Here is a 20844-nt window from a genome sequence, read left to right on the forward strand (position 1 = left end):
CGGAAAATTCAGTAACCACAAGTTACCGGGTATACAAAAGTTATCTCACCTCCTACCGCTGAGCCGCCCGCCAACACGGAGACGGATCAGCATGAAACTCTATTACGCCCCCGGCGCCTGCTCGCTCTCGCCCCATATCGCGTTGCGCGAGGCCGGCCTGGCCTTTGCGCTCGAAAAGGTCGACACCAAGACCAAGACGACCGAGACCGGCGCAGACTTCACTGCCGTCAATCCACGCGGCTATGTCCCGGCGCTTGAGCTCGACAACGGCGAGGTGCTCACCGAAGGCGCCGCGATCGTGCAGTACATCGCCGATCTGAAGCCGGAGGCGGAGATTGCCCCGAAGGCCGGCACATTTGCCCGCGCGCGGCTGCAGGAAGAGCTCAATTTCGTCTCGTCCGAACTGCACAAGGGCTTCAGCCCGCTGTTCAATACCGCAGACAGCGAGGAGAACCGGGAGGCTGCCAAGCAAAAGCTCTCACGCCGTTTCGACAACGTCGAGGCGAAGCTCGCCGATGGCCGCTCCTACCTGCTGGGCGAGCGTTTCAGCGTCGCCGACGGCTATCTCTTCACCGTGGCGAACTGGGGCGGCCATGTCGGCTTCCCGCTCGACCGCTGGCCAAAGGTCCAGGCCTTGATGGCCCGCGTCGCGGAGCGCGCCACCGTGCAGGCCGCAATGAAGGCCGAAGGCCTGGTCAAGTAAAGCCATGGAGCCGCGTTTCGCAGAGATCGTCGCTGCGCTCGGCGACTACTTCGACGGCCTCCATCACAGCGACGCCGACAAGCTCGGCCAGCTTTTCCACCCGCAGGCGATCTATGCCTGCGGAACGGAAGGCAGCCTGACCCATCTCACCATGGATCAGTACCTGCCCATGGTGGCGAAGCGTCCTTCGCCGGCAAGCCGCGGCGAGCCCCGGCGCGACCGCATCCTCTCGATCGAGTTCGCCGGCCCGGTCACCGCGCTGGCCCGCGTCGAATGCGCGATCGGTCCAAAGCGCTTCACCGACCTCCTGAGCTTCATCAGGCTTGATGGGCGCTGGCGGCTGATCGCCAAGGTCTTCCATTTCGACCTCGATGAGACAGCCGCCTGATTAGTCGAGAGTGACCCTGCCGTCGGCGGATATTCACGCCGGCGGCCAGTCGATCGCTCGCCAGTCTTGTGACGCACAGTCACCCGAATGTCGTACGACCTGCCTAAGGACTCCGCTGGCCAGGTGGGGGCCGGCACGGAGAAGCACGCGCGTCCATTGCCGGGCACGCCTGTTGCCGCTTGCCGTGACGCCTCGACCCGGCGGTAGACGCGACCGCGCACATTTGTCGGAGTCGAGAGCATGCAAATCGACATCTTCACGCAGGTGATCGTGCCTGTGATCGGTGGCCTGGGCATCTTCATGCTCGGCCTCGAATTCATGAGCAACGGCATCCAGAACCTCGCCGTCAACAAGATGCGGGCGCTGCTCGCCAGGATCGCCGGCACGCCGGCCAAGGGCGTCCTCGCCGGCACCTTCATCACCGGCGTGATCCAGTCCTCGACCGCGATGACCGTCATGGTCGTCGGCCTCGTCAACGCCGGCGTCATCGGGCTGCGGCCCGCGATCTCGGTGATCATGGGCGCCAATATCGGCACGACGCTCGGCAACGGCCTGATCGCGCTGCCGCTCGGCCCGCTCGGCCTGTTCCTCGCCGGCATTTTCGCGCTGGTGCACATCTTCGCCAAGACCGACAAGGTCAAGAACATCGCGCTCGCCTGCATGGGCTTCGCGCTGATCTTCTATGGCCTCAACCTGATGACCGGCGGCCTGCGCCCCCTGCGCAACATGCCGGAGGTGATGGGCGTCATCTCCTCCCTGAAGGCCGACACCTATCTCGGCCTGCTCTACTGCGTGCTGATCGCCGCCGGCATCACCGCGATGATCCACTCATCCTCGGCGACGATCGGCATCGTCATGGGCCTCGGCGCCGCCGGCATCCTCGATTGGAAGACCGCCGTTGCCTTCTCGCTCGGCGCCGATCTCGGCACCACCATCACCTCGTGGATGGCCTCGCTCAACCTGACCAAGAACGCCAAGCGCGCGGCTTACGCCCATATCTCCTTCAACATCATCGGCGTCGCCATCACGATACCGCTGTTCTTCGTTTCGATGGACGTGCTGACCTGGGCGATGCAGTGGTTCGGCGGCAATCCCGGCATCCCTGTCATCAAGGACGGCAAGGAAACCTTCCCGCTCATCCCGGTCGCGATCGGCCTCTATTCGACCTTCTTCAACATCTTCAACACCGTCCTGCTCTTCCCCTTCGTCGGCGTCTTCGAGCGCGTCCTGATGAAGGTCGGCGCCACGGCGACGGACGAGATCGAGGACTATTCGGCGCCACGCTTCCTCGCCAAGGCCACCGATCACGCCCATGCCGTCGCCAACATCCAGAAGGAGACCGGCCGCTATCTCCAGGCGGCGCAGCTCTTCCTCGACATCGCCCGCGACAAACCGGATGCGCCGCAGAAGAGCGACGAGCACTACGCTGCCATCGACATCCTGAACCGCGACATCCGGGCCTACACCTCCGGCATGTTCACGCCAGAGATGCCCTATGCCCGCGCCGACCTCGTCGCGAGCCTGATCGAGGAAGAGGACTTCACCGCCAGTCTCGGCGAGACCCTCTACCAGATCGCCCGCCGCATCGAGCGCCAGCCCTTCAGCGTGCCCGGGCGCGAGATCGTCGACAGCGTCATAGATCAAGTCGCCGAGGCGATGCGCGCGATCGTGCCGGCCGGACCGGATGCTCCGCTGGTCTCCGCGGAGGCGCAGCCGCGCATCGCCGCCCTGACGAGCGTCCGCGAGCGCTGCCTGCGCCTCGGCGCTGAACTGCCCTGGGTCGAGCGCGGCGCGATCCTGGCGCTGCTCGGTTCGGCCGAACGCGCCTACTTCCTGATCGAGCGCATCGACGCCGAACGCCGCTCGGTCTCGCGCGTCGTGCCGGTAGCCGAGACCAGCCAGCAGAGCCGCGAGGTCGGTGGTTTCAGCGCCGCTGCCGTGCCGGCCTGAGCGATCCGCTCCTCATAGGACTGTGGACAGGCCGCCATCGTGCGGCCTGTTTGCCGTTCCAGCTGAATTTTTGTCGTGATTGCAGGCGAAGAGGAGCGGTCCGCAATGACGGTGCAATGCGCGAATTGTCGCCTGTTCGCCCCAAAGGCGCGGCGATCGATCGATACGAGGACAGCTATCATGACGTCGAAGGCGATTTTCCTCCTGGCGCCCGCTCTGGCGCTCCCGGCCGCTGCGGCTTGGGCCGATGACGGCCTGACCTGGGGTGTCCGGCAGGATGGCGAGGGCATCGTCGTCGCCTATGAGATGCCGCAGACGGACGACCAGCGCCTGTTCTTCTCCTGCGACTTCGCCAGCAAGAGCCTGACCGTGCGGATTCCTTTCTTCAAGGAAGGCATGAAGGACAATGCCGTCACCACCGCCAAGTTCTCGTCCAGCGGCGGGCAGGCGGATGTCGGCATGAAGCTGATCAGCGACGAGATGGGCAATCACTTCGAGGCGACGACGACATTGTCGCCCGCGCTCCAGGCGGTGCTGCGCAAAGGCAAGAGCCTCACCCTGCGCGTTGAGGGCGAGACGCAGAACTTCCCGCTCGCAGCGGGACAGAAGGGCTTTGCCGTGCTGGCGCAGCGCTGCGGGGGGTAAAGAGCTGCGGCAGCTCTCGCGCTGCCGCTGCCTCCTCCGGAGATCTTACTCCGCCGCCTCCGCATAGGCACTCGGATCGTAGTTCAGGATCGGCGCCAGCCAGCGCTCGACCTCGCGGATGTCCATGCCCTTGCGGACCGAATAATCCTCGACCTGGTCGCGCTCGACCTTGGCGACGCCGAAGTAATAGGCGTCAGGATGCGAGAGATAGAGGCCCGAGACCGATGAGCCCGGCCACATCGCATAGCTCTCGGTCAGCTTGACGCCGACGCGCGGCTCGGCCTGGAGCAGTTCGAACAGGGTCGCCTTCTCGGTATGATCGGGCTGGGCCGGATAGCCCGGCGCCGGCCGGATGCCCTGGTATTCCTCGCGGATCAGGTCCTCGTTCGAGAAAGCCTCGTCCGGCGCATAGCCCCAGAACTCCGTGCGCACGAGCTGGTGCATGCGCTCGGCAAAGGCCTCGGCGAAGCGGTCGGCCAGCGCCTTGACCATGATCGAGCGATAGTCGTCGTTGTCGCGCGCGAACTTCTCCGAAATGCGCTCTTCTTCCGCCCCGGCCGTGACGACGAAGGCACCGATATAATCGGGCCGCTCGATGCCCTCGGGCGCGACGAAGTCGGAAATGCACATGTTCGGCTTGCCGTCGCGCTTCGAGAGCTGCTGGCGCAGGCCGTGGAAGGTCGCGAGCGTCTCCTGCCGGCTCTCGCCGGTATAGAGGCGGATGTCGTCGCCGACCGCGTTCGCCGGCCAGAAGCCGACCACCGCCTTCGGGTTGAACCAGCGCTCCTCGACGATGCGCTTCAGCATCGACTGCGCATCGTCCCAGAGCGCGCGCGCCGCCTCGCCCTGCTTCTCATCCTCGAGGATCGCGGGGAAACGCCCCTTCAGCTCCCAGGTCTGGAAGAACGGCGTCCAGTCGATCACCGGCACGAGATCGGCGATGTCATAGGTCCGGAACACGCGGGTGCCGAGGAAGGTCGGCTTCGGCGGCTGGTAGCCGGCCCAGTCCGGCTTGAAGGCGTTGGCGCGCGCCTTGGCCAGCGGCAGACGCTGCTTTTCGGCCTCGGAGCGGCGATGGGCGGCGGCGACCTTCTCGTACTCGGCCTGGAGACCCTCGACATAAGCAGGCTTCTGCTCCTGCGAGAGCAGGCTGGAGACGACGCCGACGGCACGCGAGGCGTCGGTGACATAGACCGCCTGGCCCTGATTATAGGCCGGGTGGATCTTCACCGCGGTATGGACCCGGCTCGTCGTCGCCCCGCCGATCAGCAGCGGAATGTCGAAGCCCTCGCGCTCCATCTCGGAGGCGACGGTCACCATCTCGTCGAGCGAAGGCGTGATCAGCCCGGAGAGGCCGATGATGTCGACCTTCTCCTTGCGCGCGGTGTCCAAGATCTTCTGCGTCGGCACCATCACGCCGAGGTCGATCACCTCGTAGTTGTTGCACTGGAGCACAACGCCGACGATGTTCTTGCCGATGTCGTGGACATCGCCCTTCACCGTCGCCATCAGCACCTTGCCGGCAGCCTGGCGCTCGGCGCCGCCATTGAGGCGCTTCTCCTCTTCCATGTACGGCATGAGATAGGCGACAGCCTGCTTCATGACGCGGGCCGACTTCACCACCTGCGGCAGGAACATCTTGCCGGCGCCGAACAGGTCGCCGACGACGTTCATCCCGGCCATCAGCGGCCCTTCGATGACGTGCAGCGGCTTCTCGGCCTGCGTCCTCGCCTCTTCCGTATCGCGGTCGATGAACTCGGTGATGCCGTTGACCAGCGCGTGCTTGAGGCGCTCGTGCACATCGGCCTCGCGCCAGGCGAGGTCCTTGCCCGAGACCGCCGCCGAGCCGTCGCCCTTGAAGCGCGGCGCGGCGTCGAGCAGCCGCTCGGTCGAATCCTTGCGGCGGTTGAGGACGACGTCCTCGCAGAGCTCGCGCAATTCCGGATCGAGGTCGTCGTAAGAGCCGAGCTGGCCGGCATTCACGATGCCCATGTCCATGCCGGCCTTGATGCAATGGTACAGGAAGACCGAATGCATCGCCTCGCGGACCTTTTCATTGCCGCGGAAGGAGAAGGACAGGTTCGAGACGCCACCGGAGATATGCGCATGCGGCAGCGTCTCGCGGATCGTGCGGGTCGCGTTGATGAAGTCGTTGCCGTAGTTGTCGTGCTCCTCGATGCCGGTCGCCACCGCGAAGATGTTCGGATCGAAGATGATGTCCTCGGGCGGGAAGCCGGCGACCTCGGTCAAGAGCTTGTAGGCGCGGCTGCAGATCTCGATCTTGCGCTCATAGGTGTCGGCCTGGCCGGTCTCGTCGAAGGCCATGACCACGACGGCCGCGCCATATTGCCGGCAGATGCGGGCGTGCTCGAGGAAGGCTTCCTCGCCCTCCTTCATCGAGATCGAGTTGACGATCGGCTTGCCCTGGATCGTCTTGAGACCGGCCTCGATCACATGGAACTTCGAGGAATCGACCATGATCGGCACGCGGGAGATGTCCGGCTCCGAGGCGATCAGATTGCAGAACTCGGTCATCGCCTTCTCGGAGTCGAGCAGGCCCTCGTCCATGTTGATGTCGATGACCTGCGCGCCATTGGCGACCTGGTCGCGCGCCACATCGAGCGCGGCGGCATAATCGCCATTGGTGACCAGCTTGCGGAACTTGGCCGAGCCGGTGACGTTGGTGCGCTCGCCGACGTTGACGAAGGGAATGGTCTCGTCGAGCGTGAACGGCTCGAGACCGGCGAGCCTGAGGTAAGGCTTCGGCTCCGGGATGGCGCGCGGCGCCTTGCCGGCGACGGCTTCGGCGATGGCGCGAATATGGCCGGGCGTCGTGCCGCAGCAGCCGCCGACCATGTTGACGAAGCCGGCATCGGCGAACTCGGCCAGCATCTTGGCAGTCGCTTCCGGCCGCTCGTCATAGAGGCCGAACTCGTTGGGCAGGCCCGCATTGGGATAGGCGCAGACAAGGGTGCCGGCGACGCGCGACATGTCCTTGATATGGGCGCGCATCTCGCGGGCGCCGAGCGCGCAGTTGAGGCCGATCGTCAGCGGATCGGCATGGCGCACCGCGTTCCAGAAAGCCTCGACCGTCTGGCCCGACAGCGTGCGGCCGGAAAGGTCGGTGATCGTGCCGGAAATCATCACCGGCAGCTTCGAGCCCTTCTCGCGGAAGACCTCCTGGATCGCGACGATCGCGGCCTTGGCGTTGAGCGTATCGAAGATCGTCTCGATCAGCAGCAGCTCGGAGCCGCCATCGATCAGGCCGCGCACCTGCTCGGCGTAGGCATCGCGCACTTGGTCAAAGGTGACGGCGCGAAAGCCGGGATTGTTGACGTCGGGCGAGATCGAAAGCGTGCGGTTGGTCGGTCCGATCGCACCGGCGACGAAGCGGCGGCGACCGTCCTCCTTGCGGGCGATCTCGGCGGCCTCACGCGCGATCCGGGCACATTCGACGTTGAGCTCGTAGACGATCGCTTCCATGCCGTAATCGGCCTGGGCGATCGAGGTGCCGGAGAAGGTGTTGGTCTCGACGATGTCAGCGCCGGCCCGGTAATAGGCCAGATGGATGTCGCGCAGCGCATCCGGCATCGTCAGCGCGATCAGGTCGTTATTGCCCTTGAGGTCGTGGTTCCAGCCCTTGAAGCGCTCGCCGCGGAAATCGGCCTCGGTCAGCTTCAGATCCTGGATCTGCGTCCCCATCGCGCCGTCGAGGATGAGGATGCGCTCGGACGCGGCCTGGCGCAGGGCGCGCACGATCTCGGCGCCGTCAGCTAGGGTGGGCTTGTAATCGGACATGGGCTTACTCCGCCGCCGCCTGCTGCGCCTGCGCCTTCTCCGGCTTCAGGCCAACGAGATGGCAGATCGCATAGACCAGATCGGCCTTGTTCATCGTGTAGAAGTGCAGGTCGGAGACGCCGCGATCGATCAGGTCGAGCACCTGCTCGGCGCAGACGGCGGCAGCGACCAGCCGGCGCGTCGCCGGGTCGTCCTCCAGCCCTTCGAAGCGGTCGGCCAGCCATTGCGGCACGCTCGCCCCGGTCCGGCGGGCAAAGCCGGCGGTCTGCTTGAAGTTCTGCACCGGCACGATGCCGGGCAGGATCGGGATCTCGATGCCGCTGGCACGGACCTTGTCGAGATAGCGGAAATAGACGTCGTTATCGAAGAAGAACTGGGTGATCGCCCGGGTCGCGCCGGCATCGACCTTCTTCTTCAGCGCATCGATGTCGGCATCGAGCGAGGCGGCCTCCGGATGCTTCTCCGGATAGGCCGAGACGGTGACCTCGAACTCGCCGATCTTGCGGATGCCTTCGACCAGGTCGGAGGTCTGGTGATAGCCCTCGGGGTGCGGCTCATAGGTGGTGCCGAGCCCGCCGGCCGGATCGCCGCGCAGCGCCACGATATGGCGCACGCCCGCCGTCCAGTAGGAGCGGATGACGTCGTCCACCTCGGCGCGAGAGGCGGAGACGCAGGTCAGATGCGCTGCCGGCTTCAGGCCGGTCTCGTCGATCATGCGCTTGACGGTGTTGTGGGTGCGCTCGCGGGTCGAGCCGCCGGCGCCATAGGTCACCGAGACGAAGGCCGGCCCGAGCGGCTCCAGCCGGCGCACGCTGTCCCAGAGATTGACCTCCATCTCCTCGTTCTTCGGCGGGAAGAACTCGAAGGAGACGCGCGGACGGCGCGAGCCGTGGCGGCTGGGGCGGAACGCGTTCATCACGCAACCTCACGATCGAACTGGCGAATCGGAAAATCACCCTGGAGGCGCCGATCGCGCCCGCGCCAGAGCATGACGCCGAGCTGGCCGCAAGCCCCGTCGGGTGCCGTGACCTCTTCGGCAAGGTCGCAGTCGAGGCCGGCTTCGGCGAACCAGGCTGCGATCTCGTCCTTCTCGAAGCCGAGACGACGATGAGCGTGCTCGGTCCGCAGGAACTCCATCTCGTGCGGCGCGAAATCGACCAGGATCAACCGCCCGCCCGGCGACAGCAGCGCCGCCGCCTCGCGCAGGGCGCGCGCCGGATCGTCGAGGAAGTGCAGTACCTGATGCACGATCACCAGGTCGAAGGAGCCGCGGGCGAAGGGCAGCGCATAGATATCGCCCTGCCGGAGCTCGACCCGCGACAGCCCCGCCTTTTCGAGATTGGCGCGGGCCACCGCCAGCATGGCGTGGCTGGCATCGACACCAACCGCGCGGGCTGCCTTGGGCGCAAGGCGCTCCAGCATGCGCCCGGTGCCAGTGCCAAGATCGAGCAGCGCCTGCAGCGGCGTCTCGCCGACCGCCGCCTCGACGGCAGCTTCCACGGCGGCATCCGGTACATGCAGCGAACGCAACTGATCCCATTCGCGCGCGACATTGGCGAAATAGGATTGCGCCGCCGCCGCCCGTGTCGCCCGGACGGCAGCAAGACGCTCGCCATCGGCGGCAAGAACCGGGTCGGCGGGGTCGAGATCACGAGCGAGAGCCAATGCCAGCGCACCGCCCGGCGTCGCATCGTCGAGCCGGAAGAAGGCGAAGGCGCCTTCCCGCGAGCGGCGCAGCAACCCGGCCTCGGCCATCAGCTTCAGATGGCGCGAGATGCGCGGCTGCGACTGGCCGAGAATGTCGGTGAGATCGGAGACCGAGAGCTCGCCTTCCGCCAGCAGCGCCAGGATCCGCAAACGGGTCTCCTCACCCGCCGCACGCAGCGAGGCCAGCAAGGTCGGCAGCGAATGGTGGAAGCGGCTGGTCACCTGCGGGCGCCTCGAAATTCTGTGAAAGATATAAAGATATCTTTATGTCAGATACGAGGAAGATGCAAGCCTGTTCGTCCGATATTCCAGTCGACGCCGACGGATCAAACAAACGCGGGATCCCCTCTCCCGGATGGGAGAGGGTAGGGGTCAGGGACCGCCGCTGATTGTTGAAACGCAACGGCGCCGTTGCGACTTCAATGGGCGAGGGCAGGCCCTCATCCCTACCCTTCTCCCATACGGGAGAAGGGTTCCCCGCGCCCTTGATTGCTATCGCGCAGCTGCCAGCATCGCCTCACGCAACACGCTGAAGATACGTGGATCGGCAGCCTGCGCCACATTGAAGCGCATGAAATGCCGGGCCGTCTGCGACAGGCTGAACGCGTTGCCCGGCGCGAGCACAATCCCCTCGCCCAGCGCATGCCGGGCAACCTCCCCCGCGTCGAGCTCGTCAGGCAGGCGGCCCCACAGGAACAGCCCGCCGCGCGGCGTCAGCCAGGGCTCGATGTCGAGCGCGGCGAGCCGGCCACGCGTCTGTGCCATCGCTTGCGCCAGCCGCTGGCGCAGCGCCTCGACATGGCGGCGATAGCTGCCGTCCTTGAGGATATCGAGCACCAACTCGGCTGCAAGCCGCCCGCCACCGAAGGACAGCGCGACCTTGAGATCGGTCAGCCCCTCGATCCAGTCCGGCCGTGCCGCGATGTAGCCGCAGCGCACCGAGGCCGACAGTGTCTTCGAGAAGCTGCCGATCTGGATCACCCGCTCCAGCCCGTCGAGCCCGGCGAGCCGCGGCGCGACATCCGGTTCGAGATCGCCGAAGATGTCATCCTCGACGATGGTCAGGCCAGCCTGCTCGGCGAGCTTGAGCAGGCGATGCGCCGTCGTGGCCGAGAGCGTCGCGCCGGTCGGGTTGTGCAGCGCTGAGTTGGTGACGTAGAGCCGCGGCCGGTGCTCGCTCAGCGCCTGCGCAAACAAGGCAATATCCGGCCCCGACGGCGTATAGGGCACGCTGACGATCTTCGCCCGGTGCGCCCGCAGCAGCGCCTGGAAGTTGAAATAGCAGGGATCGTCGACCAACACCGTGTCGCCGGGCTCGAGCAGGAAGCGGCAGACGAGATCGATCGCCTGCGTGCCCGACTCGGTCAGGACGATCTGGTCGGGCGAGGCCTCGACGCCGCGCTCGGCCAGGCGATGCGCGAGGAGATGGCGCAGCCCGGCTAAGCCGAGCGGCGTGCCGTATTCGGCCAGCGTCGCCGCCTCGGCCCGGCCGAGCTTGCGCAGCGCCTTGCGGATCGAGGCTTCCGGCAGCCAGTCCGGCGGCAGCCAGCCGCAGCCGGGCCTGAGGCTGTCCGCGCCGGCATCGAGCGACTGCCGGGCGATCCAGAGCGGGTCGACCGCCCGGTCGAGCTTCGGCGCGACATCGGCGAGCGAGAGCGGCGGCAGGCGCCGGACATAGAAGCCCGAGCCGCGCCTTGCCTGAACCGCCCCTTCGGCCGCCAGCCGCTCATAAGCCTCGACCACCGTCGACTTCGACACGCCCATGCTCTCGGCAAGGCCGCGGATCGAGGGCAGCTTGGCGCCCGGCGTCAGCGTCCGCCCGGCGATCCGCTGCCGTATCGTCGCCATGACACGGCCGACGAGCGTGTCGGCGGCCGCCGCAGCCTCGCCTGATTCCTTAATCTGTACTGCATCCTGCATCAGTACAGATTGCCGGAACTGTACCGGACTGTCTCTGGAAATCTTCACGCACTCTCCGCATGCAGGCCAGCCTCAGGAGGTATCATGGACAAGACTGCAAACGGCCTGCTCAACGGCTTCATCGGCGTCGTCATCTTCAGCGGCTCGCTGCCGGCGACGCGCGTCGCCGTCGCCGATTTCGATCCGATCTTCCTGACCGTCGCTCGCGCCGCCATTGCCGGCCTGCTCGGGCTCGCCCTCCTGCTTGCATTGCGCGAAAAGCGCCCCGCAACCGCCGACCTGTTGCCGCTCGCCGTCGTCGCGCTTTGCGTCGTCGTCGGCTTCCCGCTGCTGACGGCGCTGGCGCTGAAGCATGTCACCTCCGCCCACTCGATCGTCTTCATCGGCCTCTTGCCACTCGCGACCGCGATCTTCGGCGTGCTGCGCGGCGGCGAGCGACCGCGCTTTGCCTTCTGGCTCTTCGCCATCCTCGGCAGCCTCTGCGTCGTCGGCTTCGCCTGGACGCAAGGCATCGCCGCCTCCCCGGTCGGCGACCTCTTGATGCTCGCCTCGATCATCGTCTGCGGCCTCGGTTATGCCGAGGGTGGCCGGCTGTCGCGCCATCTCGGCGGCTGGCAGGTGATCTCCTGGGCGCTGGTGCTATCACTGCCGATCATGGCCGGCCTCTCGCTGGCGACGCTGCCGGCCTCGTTCGCGCAGGCGGGCGGCCCGGCCTGGCTCGGCCTCGCCTATGTCTCGCTGTTCAGCATGCTGATCGGCTTCGTCTTCTGGTATCGCGGCCTCGCCCAGGGCGGCATCGCCGCGGTCGGGCAGCTGCAATTGCTGCAGCCCTTCTTCGGCCTGGCGCTGGCCGGCCTGCTGCTCGGCGAGACTGTCGGCTGGCAGATGATCGCGACCTCGGCCGCCGTCGTGCTCTGCGTCGCCGGCGCACGGCGCTACGCGCGCTAGAAGGGAACATCGGACAAATCGAGATCGAGAGCCGCAGCACGCCCTGTCGCAAGCGCGTGCTCACCGTCCCGGCGGGGGCCGGCTCTGAGTGGGGCAGCGAGCCTATCAGCTTCGGGCGCAGTGCTTACAACCGCAGGCCTGCAGCCTTCGTCACGCCTACCAGTCCTTCGGCTGCGTTCAGAGCAGCTTCAGGTCGCCTGCAGCGGTCTTGCCGCGCTCGGTCTTCAGGTCGAAGGAGAGCTTCTGTCCCTCGGTCAGGGACATCAGACCTGCTTCCTTGACGGCCGTGATGTGCACGAACACATCCTTGCCGCCGTCAGCAGGTTGAATGAAGCCATAGCCCTTCTCGGTATTGAACCATTTGACGGTTCCGGTCGACATCGCCGCATCCCTCGGAGCATCCGTGGTCGTAACGGAGCCCTCTCGGCAAAGACGTCGAAAAGGCCCCGCGCAGCAAGAATTGACCGAAAACGCAAGCTTGTCGAGATGAAACCGCCGGCAGTTGCCGTTACGTCCGCTTAAGGCTTTGCCAGCTCGAATTGCGTCCTTACCGATGCGAGTGAAGAGCCCCCAAGATAAACTTCCACGATACCCGGATCGAGCTGGTAGCGGCCGTCATCGTCATGGCCGCCGAGCGCCTTGCCCTCCAATTTGAACCGCACTGTCCGGGTTTCGCCCGCCTTGAGCGCGATCTTCTCGAAGCCCTTGAGCAGCCGAAGCGGCCGCGACCGTTCCGCGACCGGCTGGCGGATATAAAGCTGTACGACTTCCTGGCCGTCGCGGTCCCCCTGATTGGTCACGTCGACGGCGATCTCCGTCGCGCCATTGAACGGCACCCTGGCGTTCGTCACCCGCGGATTGGCATAGGCGAAGCGGCTATAGGACAGGCCGAAGCCGAACGGGTAGAGCGCCTCGTTGGCCTCATCCATGTAGATGGATTCATAGCGCTGGCGGATCTTCTGCGGCCGCCCCGTCGGCAGCTGGTCGTAATAGACCGGGATCTGCCCGACCGAGCGCGGGAAGCTCATCGGCGTGCGCCCGGCCGGATTGACCTTGCCGGCCAGGACCTCGGCGATCGCGGCGCGCCCCTCGGTGCCGCCATGGAAGGTCTGGACGATCGCGGCGACATGCTTGTCGGCCCAGCTCAGGACCAGCGGCCGTGCGGTCGCCAGCACCAGCACCACCGGCTTGCCCGTGGCGACCAGCGCCTCGAGCAACTCCTGCTGCACGCCCGGCAGACTAAGATTGGTGCGCGAGGCCCCCTCGCCCATGAACTCGCAATCCTCGCCGAGCATGGTGACGACGAGATCGGCGGCGGCCGCCGCCTTCAGCGCGGCGTCCTTGTCCTTGAACTCAGTGCCGCAAGCCTTGGTAAAGGCTGGCTCGTAGGTGACGGTGACGTCCGAAGGCAATTGCTCGCGCAGCGCATCCGGCAGCGGCTGCACGACGCGTCGGCCTAGCCCAGCCGGATCGGTCCAGACCCGCTCGTCCTCCGGCACCGCCATGGCGCCGATCACCGCGACCGACTTCACAGCCGGCGCGATCGGCAGCGTCTGCTTGTCGTTCCTGAGCAGGATCACACCCTCGCGCGCCGCCTGGCGCGCGACCTTGCGGGCTTCCTCGGTCTGCATCAGCGACGGCGCCGCCGCCACATCGACGTCCTGCCGCTCGAACAGGCCAAGATGGTACTTCACCCTGAGCACGCGCCGGACGGCCTCGTCGAGCGCCTTCACCGGCACGCGGCCAGCCTTCACCTCACCCGCGAGGTGCTTGTGGTAGACATCGCCCATCATATCCATGTCGATGCCGGCGAGCAGCGCCTTGCGGGCGGCCTCGGCGTCATCCTTGGCGATGCCGTGCAGGCGCAATTCGGTGATCGAGCCGAAATCCGAGGTGACGAAGCCGCGGAACCCCCATTTCCCGCGCAAAAGGTCGGTCAGCATGCCGCGATGGGCCGTGGCCGGCATGCCGTTGAGGGCATTGAACGCCGCCATCGCCGTCATCGCGCCGGTGTCGAAGGCCGCCTTGAACGGCGGCAGGAAAAGGTCGTGCAGCTGGCTGGTCGGGATCCAGGTCGAGTTGTAGTCGCGCCCGCCCTCGGCCGCGCCATAGCCGACGAAGTGCTTGACGCTCGCCGCGACGCCGCCGCGCTGATAGCCGCGGGTGCGCGCCGCCGCGATCACGCTGGCGAGGTAGGCGTCCTCACCCGCGCCCTCCAGCACCCGGCCCCAGCGCGGATCGCGCGAGATGTCGACCATCGGCGCGAAGGTCCAGTTGACGCCGGCGGCCCGCGCCTCGCGCCCGGTCCAATAGGCCGCCTGCTCGATCAGTTGCGGATTCCAGCTCGAAGCCTGGCCGAGCGGCAGCGGAAAATAGGTCGAGAAGCCGTGGACGGCGTCGAGGCCGATGATCAGCGGGATCTTGAGGCGCGACTGCCTGACAGCCTCCTGGACCTGCCGAACCTCCGCCGGCACGACGAAATTCATCACCGCGCCCATGCGGCCGGCCTTGACCTGATTGATGTCGAAGCCCTCGCCGCGCCCGGAGAGGTGGAGCTGGCCGACCTTCTCCTCCAGCGTCATCCTGCCGATCAGCGCCGTGATCTTGCGCTCGATCTCGGCCGCCTCGCGCCCGGTCTTCCAGCCGACGCCCTCCTGCTGAGCGGAGGCGACGGTCGCAAGGCCGCAGAAGAGGAATGCAGCGACGAGCCGCAGAAGCATGAGCACTATCTCGCAGAGCAGACGGACGGGGTGAGCGGCCCCTACAGGATCGGGCCGCCCGGCTCAACCGCTGGCATCGCCGCATCGCGATGAACAGGGCCTGAAGCGGGCCGCATCTCAGGACGCGTGGCCTCCGCGGTTGCCTCCCGCTTCGTTCCATGCGACCGAGCGAACGGAGAAAACGCGGGATTTGGCGACTATGGCCCAGCTTCTGACCATCGAGGATTTGCGTCTGCAGGCAAAACGCCGCGTCCCGCGCATGTTCTACGACTATGCCGATTCCGGCGCCTGGACCGAGAGCACCTATCGCGCCAACGAGGCCGATTTCGCCAATATCAAGCTGCGCCAGCGCGTCGCAGTCGACATGACCAACCGCACCCTGGCCTCGACCATGATCGGCGAGCAGGTCTCGATGCCGGTGGCGCTCGCCCCGACGGGCATCGCCGGCATGCAGCACGCCGATGGCGAGATCCTCGCCGCCAGGGCAGCCGCCCGGGCCGGCGTGCCCTTCACGCTCTCGACCATGAGCGTCTGCTCGATCGAGGACGTCGCCGAGAACACCGACAAGCCGTTCTGGTTCCAGCTCTATGTGATGCGCGACCGGGTCTTCATCGAGCGCCTGATCGACCGCGCCAAGGCGGCCGGCTGCTCGGCGCTGATGCTGACGCTCGATTTGCAGATCCTCGGCCAGCGCCACAAGGACATCCGCAACGGCCTCTCCGCGCCGCCCAAGCCGACCATCGCCAATCTGATCAACCTCGTCTTCAAGCCGCGCTGGTGCATGGGCATGCTCGGCACCAAAAGGCGCAGCTTCGGCAACATCGTCGGCCACGCCACCGGCGTCGGCGACATGACCTCGCTCTCCGCCTGGACCGCCGAGCAGTTCGACCCGACCCTGAGCTGGGACGACGTCAAATGGATCAAGGACCGCTGGGGCGGCAAGCTGATCCTCAAGGGCATCCTCGACGCCGAGGACGCCGAGCTCGCGGCCCAGAGCGGCGCCGATGCGCTGATCGTCTCTAACCATGGTGGGCGCCAACTCGACGGCGCGGTCTCCTCGATCGCGGCCCTGCCCGGAATCGTCGAGCAGGTCGGAGGGCGCATGGAGGTCTGGATGGATGGCGGCGTCCGCTCCGGCCAGGACGTGCTCAAGGCGGTGGCGCTCGGCGCCCGCGGCGTGCTGATCGGCCGCCCCTTCCTCTATGGCCTGGGCGCCATGGGCGAGGACGGCGTCAAGCTCGCTCTCGACATCATCCGCAAGGAGATGGACATCACCATGGCCCTCTGCGGCAAGCGCGACATCCAGGATGTCGACGCCAACATCCTGGTGAAGGGCAAGGCGTGAGGCCCACGGCCCCCATTGATTGGGCCGGCGCAACCGGCCCAATCAGCGCCTGCCCGCCAGCAACCGGTCACGGCTTCGAGAGGCAGATCAGCAGGGATTGACTTTCCATGTCACCGGAATAAATGAGCAATCACTCACTCATTCAGATTTGATCCGTTCATGGCCCGTCCCCTCAGCGAAGCGAAGCGCGAAGCGATCCTGGCCGCCGCCTGCAAGCTGGTGGCGGAGCATGGCACCGGCGCGCCGACCGCCAAGATCGCCAGGGAGGCCAAGCTCGCCGAGGGCACGCTCTTCACCTATTTCGCCAGCAAGGACGAATTGCTCAACCAGCTCTATCTCGAGCTGAAGACCGACTTCGCCAGGCTCACCGTGCCCTCCTATCCCAGCCATGGCAGCGTGCGCGACCGGTTCGAGCATTTCTGGAACGGCTTCATCGACTGGGGCGCGAAGCATCCCGCCAAGCGCAAGGCGCTGCGCCAGCTCGCCGTCTCCGGCCGGATCACCCAGGAAACCCGCGACAGGTCTGCCGTCGCCTTCGCCGAGATCAGTGCCATGTTCGAGCAAGGCCACCGCGAGGGCGTGCTCAAGGACCAGCCGCAGAGCTTCATCGGTGCGGTGCTCGACGCCATCGGCACCATGACGCTCGACCTGATCGCGCAGGAACCAAACCGGCACGAGCACTACAGGAAGACCGGCTTTTCGGTCTTCTGGGACGGCATTTCCGCCTGAACGCTAGCCGAGGCAGAGGGCGCCTGGGCTTTTTCGATCAATTTAAATGAGCAAGCACTCACTCACAATGTCGAGAGGACAGCACATGACGAAGACCTGGCTGATCACCGGCGCCTCCCGCGGCCTCGGTCGCTCGATCACTGAGGCCGCCCTCGCCGCCGGCGACACTGTCGTCGCGACCGCCCGCGATCCCGGCCGCCTCGCCGATCTCGAGGCCCGCTACCCCGACACGCTGCTCTCCTTCGTGCTCGACGTCACCGACATGGCGGCCGCGAACGTGGCCGTAACCGTTGCGGTCGACACCTTCGGCCGGCTCGACGTACTCGTGAACAATGCCGGCTACGGCCACGCCGCCGCCTTCGAACAGACCAGCGAGGACAGCTTCCGCGCCCAGATCGAGACCAATTTCTACGGCGTCGTGAACCTCACCCGCGCCGCGCTGCCGGTGCTGCGGGCCCAGCGCGCCGGCCACATCATCAACATCTCTTCGGTCGGCGGGCGGACCGCTACGCCCGGCCTCAGCGCCTACCAGTCGGCGAAATGGGCGGTCGGCGGCTTCAGCGAGGTGATCGCCAGAGAAGTCGCGCCCTTCGGCGTGAAGATCGTCTGCGTCGAACCCGGCGGCATGCGCACCGGCTGGGGCGAGGTCGCCCGCGGCAACACCCCGGCGGTGATGCCGGACTATCAGCCCAGCGTCGGCGCCGTGCTCGACCTGCTCAGGACCTATGTCGGCAACGAGATCGGCGATCCCGAGCGGATCGCTGGGGTCGTGCTCGACCTCAGCCGCCGCGAGACGCTGCCGGCCCATCTCGTCCTCGGCAGCGACGCCCTCTTCGTCCTCGCGCAGGCTGACGCGCAGCGACAGAAGCAGGCGGCGGAATGGGCGGAGGTCAGCCGCTCCTCGGATTTCGTCGGGACGGACCTCGTGGCCCTGCAGAAGCTGCTCGGCGGGGAGGCTCGGGCATAGCGGTCGGCTTCTGCCCTGTTGCGGAGGTTAAGAGGGCCTCTTCAGGATAAGGCGCGGGAGTTCTCGCCTGAGGACTCCTATTGCAATTGCGCCAGGACGATTTCACGCAAGACCCGCGTCGGCGGCATCCACTGGTCTTCCCGCTCGTAGTTTCCGGCTGTCACCGCGATGACCAAGTCGAGCGCGGGGATAACGAACAGCCGCTGGCCTCCCTCGCCTTGCGCCATCCACATGCGCTCCAGCCGGCCGACGGCCCAGCCCTTCGGCTTACCGAAGGCGATGTCGAGGACAAACCACTGATAGCCGTAGCGGCGAAGCTCGTCGGCGCTGACGAAAGGGGTCACGCAGCGCGCAAGCCATTCGGCGGGGACGACCGAACGTCCGCTCACCTGGCCGCCGTTCAGCATCATCATGCCGATGCGCGCAAGATCGCGTGTCGACATCCGCACGCCCGATGCGGCAATCGGCTCGCCATCATCATCCGTCACCCATTCGGTCGCCCCCATCCCCAGGGGTCCGAACAGGCTTTCGCGAGCAAAGTCGTGGAGCGCTTTGCCCGTGCCCTTCGCGATGATGCGGGCCAAAAGTGCTGTCGCTCCGCCGCAATACGCCCAGTGCGCACCCGGCACATCGATCACCGGCCGCTCAAGGATGTAGCGATACCGATCCGGCGCAGCGTCCATCGCAATCTCGCTGTTGCGAGGGTCGGAATACGGGAAGCTGCTTTCGTCCCAGTCGGTGCCCATCGCCATCGTCAGCACATGCTGGATCAGAAGCCGATCACGGCCATCCCGATGCGCGAGATCGGCGTGTTCCGGGAATGCGGAGAAGAGCGGCGCTTCCGGAGGTGGTACCTGTCCCTGCTGCAGCGCGATGCCATAGAGCAGGCCGACGATGCTCTTCGAACAGGATCGCAAATCATGCAGCGTGTCGGGCGTGAAGACGACATGGCCGAGCGCGCCGACGCCGCGGGCGCGATCCTCGCCTCCGAAATAGCGTTCGAGGACTGCCTTGCCGCTTCGCAGCACGACGAGCCCGTGCAGGTTCCAGACTTTCCCGTCGGCTATGGCCTGATCGAGCCGAGCGCCGAGACCGGGCAAGAAACCCTCGTCTTCGGGGGCGGCCTTTGCGAACCAGCCGGGATCATCGCCGGCAGGGGCAGTAGAGTGCTGCATCATGATCGAGGCTCCGACCGGCGCGCTCATTCTTAAGCAGGATGGCGGCTTTCCGGAACCACCCCAGAGCTTACAAGCTACCGGCTTTCGACATTCACACCGTCATGCACTCGATCTGGCCACCCGATAGAAAAAGCCCGCGCCCCGTTTCCGGAGCGCGGGCCGTTTTGAATCCTGCGCCAGCGGCTTAGCGCGTGAACTTCTTGTACTGGATGCGCTTCGGAATGGTGCTGTCGATACCCAGCCGGCGCTGCTTGTCTTCCTCGTAATCCTGGAAGTTGCCCTCGAACCACTCGACATGGCTGTCGCCCTCGAAGGCGAGGATGTGGGTGGCGATGCGGTCGAGGAACCAGCGATCGTGGCTGATGATCACGGCGCAGCCGGCATAATCCTCCAGCGCCTCTTCGAGCGCGCGAAGGGTATCGACGTCGAGGTCGTTGGTCGGCTCGTCGAGCAGGAGGACGTTGGCGCCGCTCTTCAGCATCTTGGCGAGGTGGACGCGGTTGCGCTCACCGCCCGAAAGCGAGCCGACCTTCTTCTGCTGGTCGCCGCCCTTGAAGTTGAAAGCCGAGCAATAAGCCCTTGAATTGATTTCTTTCTTGCCGAGATAGATGATGTCGTTTCCGCCCGAGATTTCTTCCCAGACATTCTTCTTGTCGTCGAGCGAGTCGCGGCTCTGGTCGACATAGCCGAGCTGCACGCTCTCGCCGATCTTGATCGTGCCGGCATCCGGCTTCTCGACGCCGGTGATCATCTTGAACAGCGTGGTCTTGCCGGCACCGTTGGGGCCGATCACGCCGACGATGCCGCCCGGCGGCAGCTTGAAGGTGAGGTCATCGATGAGAAGCTTGTCCTGGAAGCCTTTGGAAAGCCCCTCGAAATCGACGACGTTGTTACCCAGCCGCTCGGCGATCGGGATGATGATCTGCGCGGTGTCCGGCCCCTTGTTCGAGGCCTTCTGGACCAGCTCGTCATAGCGCTGGATACGGGCCTTGCTCTTGGCCTGGCGCGCCTTCGGCGAGGCGGCCATCCACTCGGCCTCGCGCTCCAGCGTCTTCTGGCGCGAGGCGTCCTCGCGGCCTTCCTGGGCGAGACGCTTCTGCTTCTGCACCGACCAGGCCGAGTAGTTGCCCTCATAGGGGATGCCCTGGCCGCGATCGAGCTCGAGGATCCAGCTGGTGACGTTGTCGAGGAAGTAGCGATCGTGGGTGACGATCAGGATCGCGCCCGGATAGGTCCGCAGATGCCCTTCCAGCCAGGCGGTGGTCTCAGCGTCGAGATGGTTGGTCGGCTCATCGAGCAGCAGCAGCTCGGGCTGCTCCAGCAGGAGCTTGCACATGGCGACACGGCGGCGCTCGCCGCCCGAGAGCTTGCCGACCTGCCAGTCGTCCGGCGGGCAGCGCAGCGCGTCCATAGCCTGGTCGACCTTGGAATCGAGATCCCACAGGCCCTTGGCCTCGATCTCGTCCTGGAGATTGGTCATCTCGTCCGCGGTCTCGTCCGAATAGTTCATGGCGAGTTCGTTGTAGCGGTCGAGGATCGCCTTCTGCGGGCCGACGCCGAGCATGACGTTCTCGCGGACGGTCAGCGTCTCGTCGAGCTTGGGCTCCTGCGGCAGGTAGCCGACGCGCGCGCCTTCGGCGACCCAGGCCTCGCCGGTCCACTCCTTGTCGAAGCCGGCCATGATCTTGAGCAAGGTCGACTTACCGGCGCCGTTGACACCGAGCACGCCGATCTTGGCGTCCGGATAGAAGCTGAGATGGATGTCCTTCAGGACCTGCTTGCCGCCCGGATAGGTCTTCGACAGGCCGCGCATATGGTAGATGAACTGACGAGACATGGGGCGTGC

The 20844-nt window shown here is 66.0% G+C and carries 16 protein-coding genes; 8 read left to right on the top strand and 8 right to left on the bottom strand.

Annotated elements, in window-relative coordinates:
- Nucleotides 1-91: 91 nt before the first annotated feature.
- From gstA to VGV58_RS16405, 4 genes are all read left to right on the top strand, one after another.
- Nucleotides 92-703 carry a glutathione transferase GstA gene (gene gstA / locus VGV58_RS16390; protein ID WP_326875097.1) on the top strand — a complete coding sequence of 204 codons (612 nt, stop codon included), beginning with the start codon at nucleotides 92-94 and terminating at the stop codon, nucleotides 701-703.
- 4 nt (nucleotides 704-707) lie between these two features.
- On the top strand, nucleotides 708-1091 hold the full coding sequence (locus VGV58_RS16395) for a nuclear transport factor 2 family protein (protein WP_326875098.1): 384 nt from the start codon (nucleotides 708-710) through the stop codon (nucleotides 1089-1091).
- Nucleotides 1092-1331: 240 nt separating this feature from the next.
- Nucleotides 1332-3041, top strand: a complete 1710-nt coding sequence (locus VGV58_RS16400) for a Na/Pi cotransporter family protein (protein WP_326875099.1) — start codon at nucleotides 1332-1334, stop codon at nucleotides 3039-3041.
- A gap of 180 nt (nucleotides 3042-3221) precedes the next feature.
- Nucleotides 3222-3686 (top strand): hypothetical protein, encoded by a 465-nt coding sequence (locus tag VGV58_RS16405; protein ID WP_326875100.1) that lies wholly within the window; start codon nucleotides 3222-3224, stop codon nucleotides 3684-3686.
- Nucleotides 3687-3731: 45 nt separating this feature from the next.
- Here the strand turns inward: VGV58_RS16405 and metH are convergent, their stop codons facing one another.
- The 4 genes from metH to VGV58_RS16425 all read right to left on the bottom strand — a co-directional run bounded on the left by metH (nucleotide 3732) and on the right by VGV58_RS16425 (nucleotide 11111).
- Complete coding sequence (gene metH, locus VGV58_RS16410; RefSeq protein WP_326875101.1) at nucleotides 3732-7484, bottom strand: methionine synthase; 3753 nt, start codon at nucleotides 7482-7484, stop codon at nucleotides 3732-3734.
- A gap of 4 nt (nucleotides 7485-7488) precedes the next feature.
- Nucleotides 7489-8400 carry a methylenetetrahydrofolate reductase [NAD(P)H] gene (metF, locus tag VGV58_RS16415; RefSeq protein ID WP_326875102.1) on the bottom strand — a complete coding sequence of 304 codons (912 nt, stop codon included), beginning with the start codon at nucleotides 8398-8400 and terminating at the stop codon, nucleotides 7489-7491.
- Nucleotides 8400-9413 (bottom strand): ArsR/SmtB family transcription factor, encoded by a 1014-nt coding sequence (locus VGV58_RS16420; RefSeq protein WP_326875103.1) that lies wholly within the window; start codon nucleotides 9411-9413, stop codon nucleotides 8400-8402. Before VGV58_RS16420 ends, metF begins: the two co-directional genes overlap by 1 nt.
- 270 nt (nucleotides 9414-9683) lie before the next feature.
- A complete protein-coding gene (locus tag VGV58_RS16425; protein ID WP_414644042.1) occupies nucleotides 9684-11111 on the bottom strand; it encodes an aminotransferase-like domain-containing protein in 1428 nt (475 codons plus the stop codon).
- Nucleotides 11112-11195: 84 nt separating this feature from the next.
- On the opposite strand from VGV58_RS16425, the gene VGV58_RS16430 reads away from it, so the two are divergent.
- A complete protein-coding gene (locus tag VGV58_RS16430; RefSeq protein WP_326875104.1) occupies nucleotides 11196-12059 on the top strand; it encodes a DMT family transporter in 864 nt (287 codons plus the stop codon).
- Nucleotides 12060-12236: 177 nt separating this feature from the next.
- Here VGV58_RS16430 and VGV58_RS16435 read toward each other — a convergent pair whose 3' ends face one another.
- Together VGV58_RS16435 and VGV58_RS16440 are read right to left on the bottom strand one after the other, a co-directional pair.
- On the bottom strand, nucleotides 12237-12440 hold the full coding sequence (locus VGV58_RS16435; RefSeq protein ID WP_326875105.1) for a cold-shock protein: 204 nt from the start codon (nucleotides 12438-12440) through the stop codon (nucleotides 12237-12239).
- A gap of 137 nt (nucleotides 12441-12577) precedes the next feature.
- A complete protein-coding gene (locus tag VGV58_RS16440) occupies nucleotides 12578-14779 on the bottom strand; it encodes a glycoside hydrolase family 3 N-terminal domain-containing protein (RefSeq protein ID WP_326875106.1) in 2202 nt (733 codons plus the stop codon).
- 199 nt (nucleotides 14780-14978) lie between these two features.
- Between VGV58_RS16440 and VGV58_RS16445 the strand changes: the two genes are divergently transcribed.
- The 3 genes from VGV58_RS16445 (at nucleotide 14979) to VGV58_RS16455 (ending at nucleotide 17820) form a co-directional block, all read left to right on the top strand.
- The gene (locus tag VGV58_RS16445) at nucleotides 14979-16124 is read left to right on the top strand and encodes an alpha-hydroxy acid oxidase (protein ID WP_326875107.1); all 1146 of its coding nucleotides are present in this window, start codon (nucleotides 14979-14981) and stop codon (nucleotides 16122-16124) included.
- Between the two features lie 159 nt (nucleotides 16125-16283).
- Nucleotides 16284-16853 carry a TetR/AcrR family transcriptional regulator gene (locus VGV58_RS16450; protein ID WP_326875108.1) on the top strand — a complete coding sequence of 190 codons (570 nt, stop codon included), beginning with the start codon at nucleotides 16284-16286 and terminating at the stop codon, nucleotides 16851-16853.
- An 85-nt stretch (nucleotides 16854-16938) separates the two neighbouring features.
- Entirely contained in the window at nucleotides 16939-17820 is an 882-nt protein-coding gene (locus tag VGV58_RS16455) for an SDR family NAD(P)-dependent oxidoreductase (protein WP_326875109.1), read from the top strand.
- Between the two features lie 77 nt (nucleotides 17821-17897).
- Here the strand turns inward: VGV58_RS16455 and VGV58_RS16460 are convergent, their stop codons facing one another.
- The gene (locus VGV58_RS16460) at nucleotides 17898-18998 is read right to left on the bottom strand and encodes a serine hydrolase domain-containing protein (protein WP_326875110.1); all 1101 of its coding nucleotides are present in this window, start codon (nucleotides 18996-18998) and stop codon (nucleotides 17898-17900) included.
- A gap of 184 nt (nucleotides 18999-19182) precedes the next feature.
- Entirely contained in the window at nucleotides 19183-20835 is a 1653-nt protein-coding gene (gene ettA, locus VGV58_RS16465; RefSeq protein WP_326875111.1) for an energy-dependent translational throttle protein EttA, read from the bottom strand.
- Nucleotides 20836-20844: the final 9 nt, after the last annotated feature.

Source organism: Allobosea sp., assembly GCF_035944895.1.
Classification (GTDB): Bacteria; Pseudomonadota; Alphaproteobacteria; order Rhizobiales; family Beijerinckiaceae; genus Allobosea.

What these genes read in the sequence shown, in the direction of transcription:
- VGV58_RS16430 (WP_326875104.1), top strand. Translation starts at nt 11,196, where the DNA reads ATGGACAAGACTGCAAACGGCCTGCTCAACGGCTTCATCGGCGTCGTC.
- VGV58_RS16395 (WP_326875098.1), top strand. Translation starts at nt 708, where the DNA reads ATGGAGCCGCGTTTCGCAGAGATCGTCGCTGCGCTCGGCGACTACTTC.
- VGV58_RS16400 (WP_326875099.1), top strand. Translation starts at nt 1,332, where the DNA reads ATGCAAATCGACATCTTCACGCAGGTGATCGTGCCTGTGATCGGTGGC.
- metH (WP_326875101.1), bottom strand. Translation starts at nt 7,484, where the DNA reads ATGTCCGATTACAAGCCCACCCTAGCTGACGGCGCCGAGATCGTGCGC.
- VGV58_RS16455 (WP_326875109.1), top strand. Translation starts at nt 16,939, where the DNA reads ATGACGAAGACCTGGCTGATCACCGGCGCCTCCCGCGGCCTCGGTCGC.
- VGV58_RS16405 (WP_326875100.1), top strand. Translation starts at nt 3,222, where the DNA reads ATGACGTCGAAGGCGATTTTCCTCCTGGCGCCCGCTCTGGCGCTCCCG.
- gstA (WP_326875097.1), top strand. Translation starts at nt 92, where the DNA reads ATGAAACTCTATTACGCCCCCGGCGCCTGCTCGCTCTCGCCCCATATC.
- VGV58_RS16435 (WP_326875105.1), bottom strand. Translation starts at nt 12,440, where the DNA reads ATGTCGACCGGAACCGTCAAATGGTTCAATACCGAGAAGGGCTATGGC.
- VGV58_RS16460 (WP_326875110.1), bottom strand. Translation starts at nt 18,998, where the DNA reads ATGATGCAGCACTCTACTGCCCCTGCCGGCGATGATCCCGGCTGGTTC.
- VGV58_RS16445 (WP_326875107.1), top strand. Translation starts at nt 14,979, where the DNA reads ATGGCCCAGCTTCTGACCATCGAGGATTTGCGTCTGCAGGCAAAACGC.
- ettA (WP_326875111.1), bottom strand. Translation starts at nt 20,835, where the DNA reads ATGTCTCGTCAGTTCATCTACCATATGCGCGGCCTGTCGAAGACCTAT.
- VGV58_RS16440 (WP_326875106.1), bottom strand. Translation starts at nt 14,779, where the DNA reads ATGCTTCTGCGGCTCGTCGCTGCATTCCTCTTCTGCGGCCTTGCGACC.
- metF (WP_326875102.1), bottom strand. Translation starts at nt 8,400, where the DNA reads ATGAACGCGTTCCGCCCCAGCCGCCACGGCTCGCGCCGTCCGCGCGTC.
- VGV58_RS16450 (WP_326875108.1), top strand. Translation starts at nt 16,284, where the DNA reads ATGGCCCGTCCCCTCAGCGAAGCGAAGCGCGAAGCGATCCTGGCCGCC.
- VGV58_RS16425 (WP_414644042.1), bottom strand. Translation starts at nt 11,111, where the DNA reads ATGCAGGATGCAGTACAGATTAAGGAATCAGGCGAGGCTGCGGCGGCC.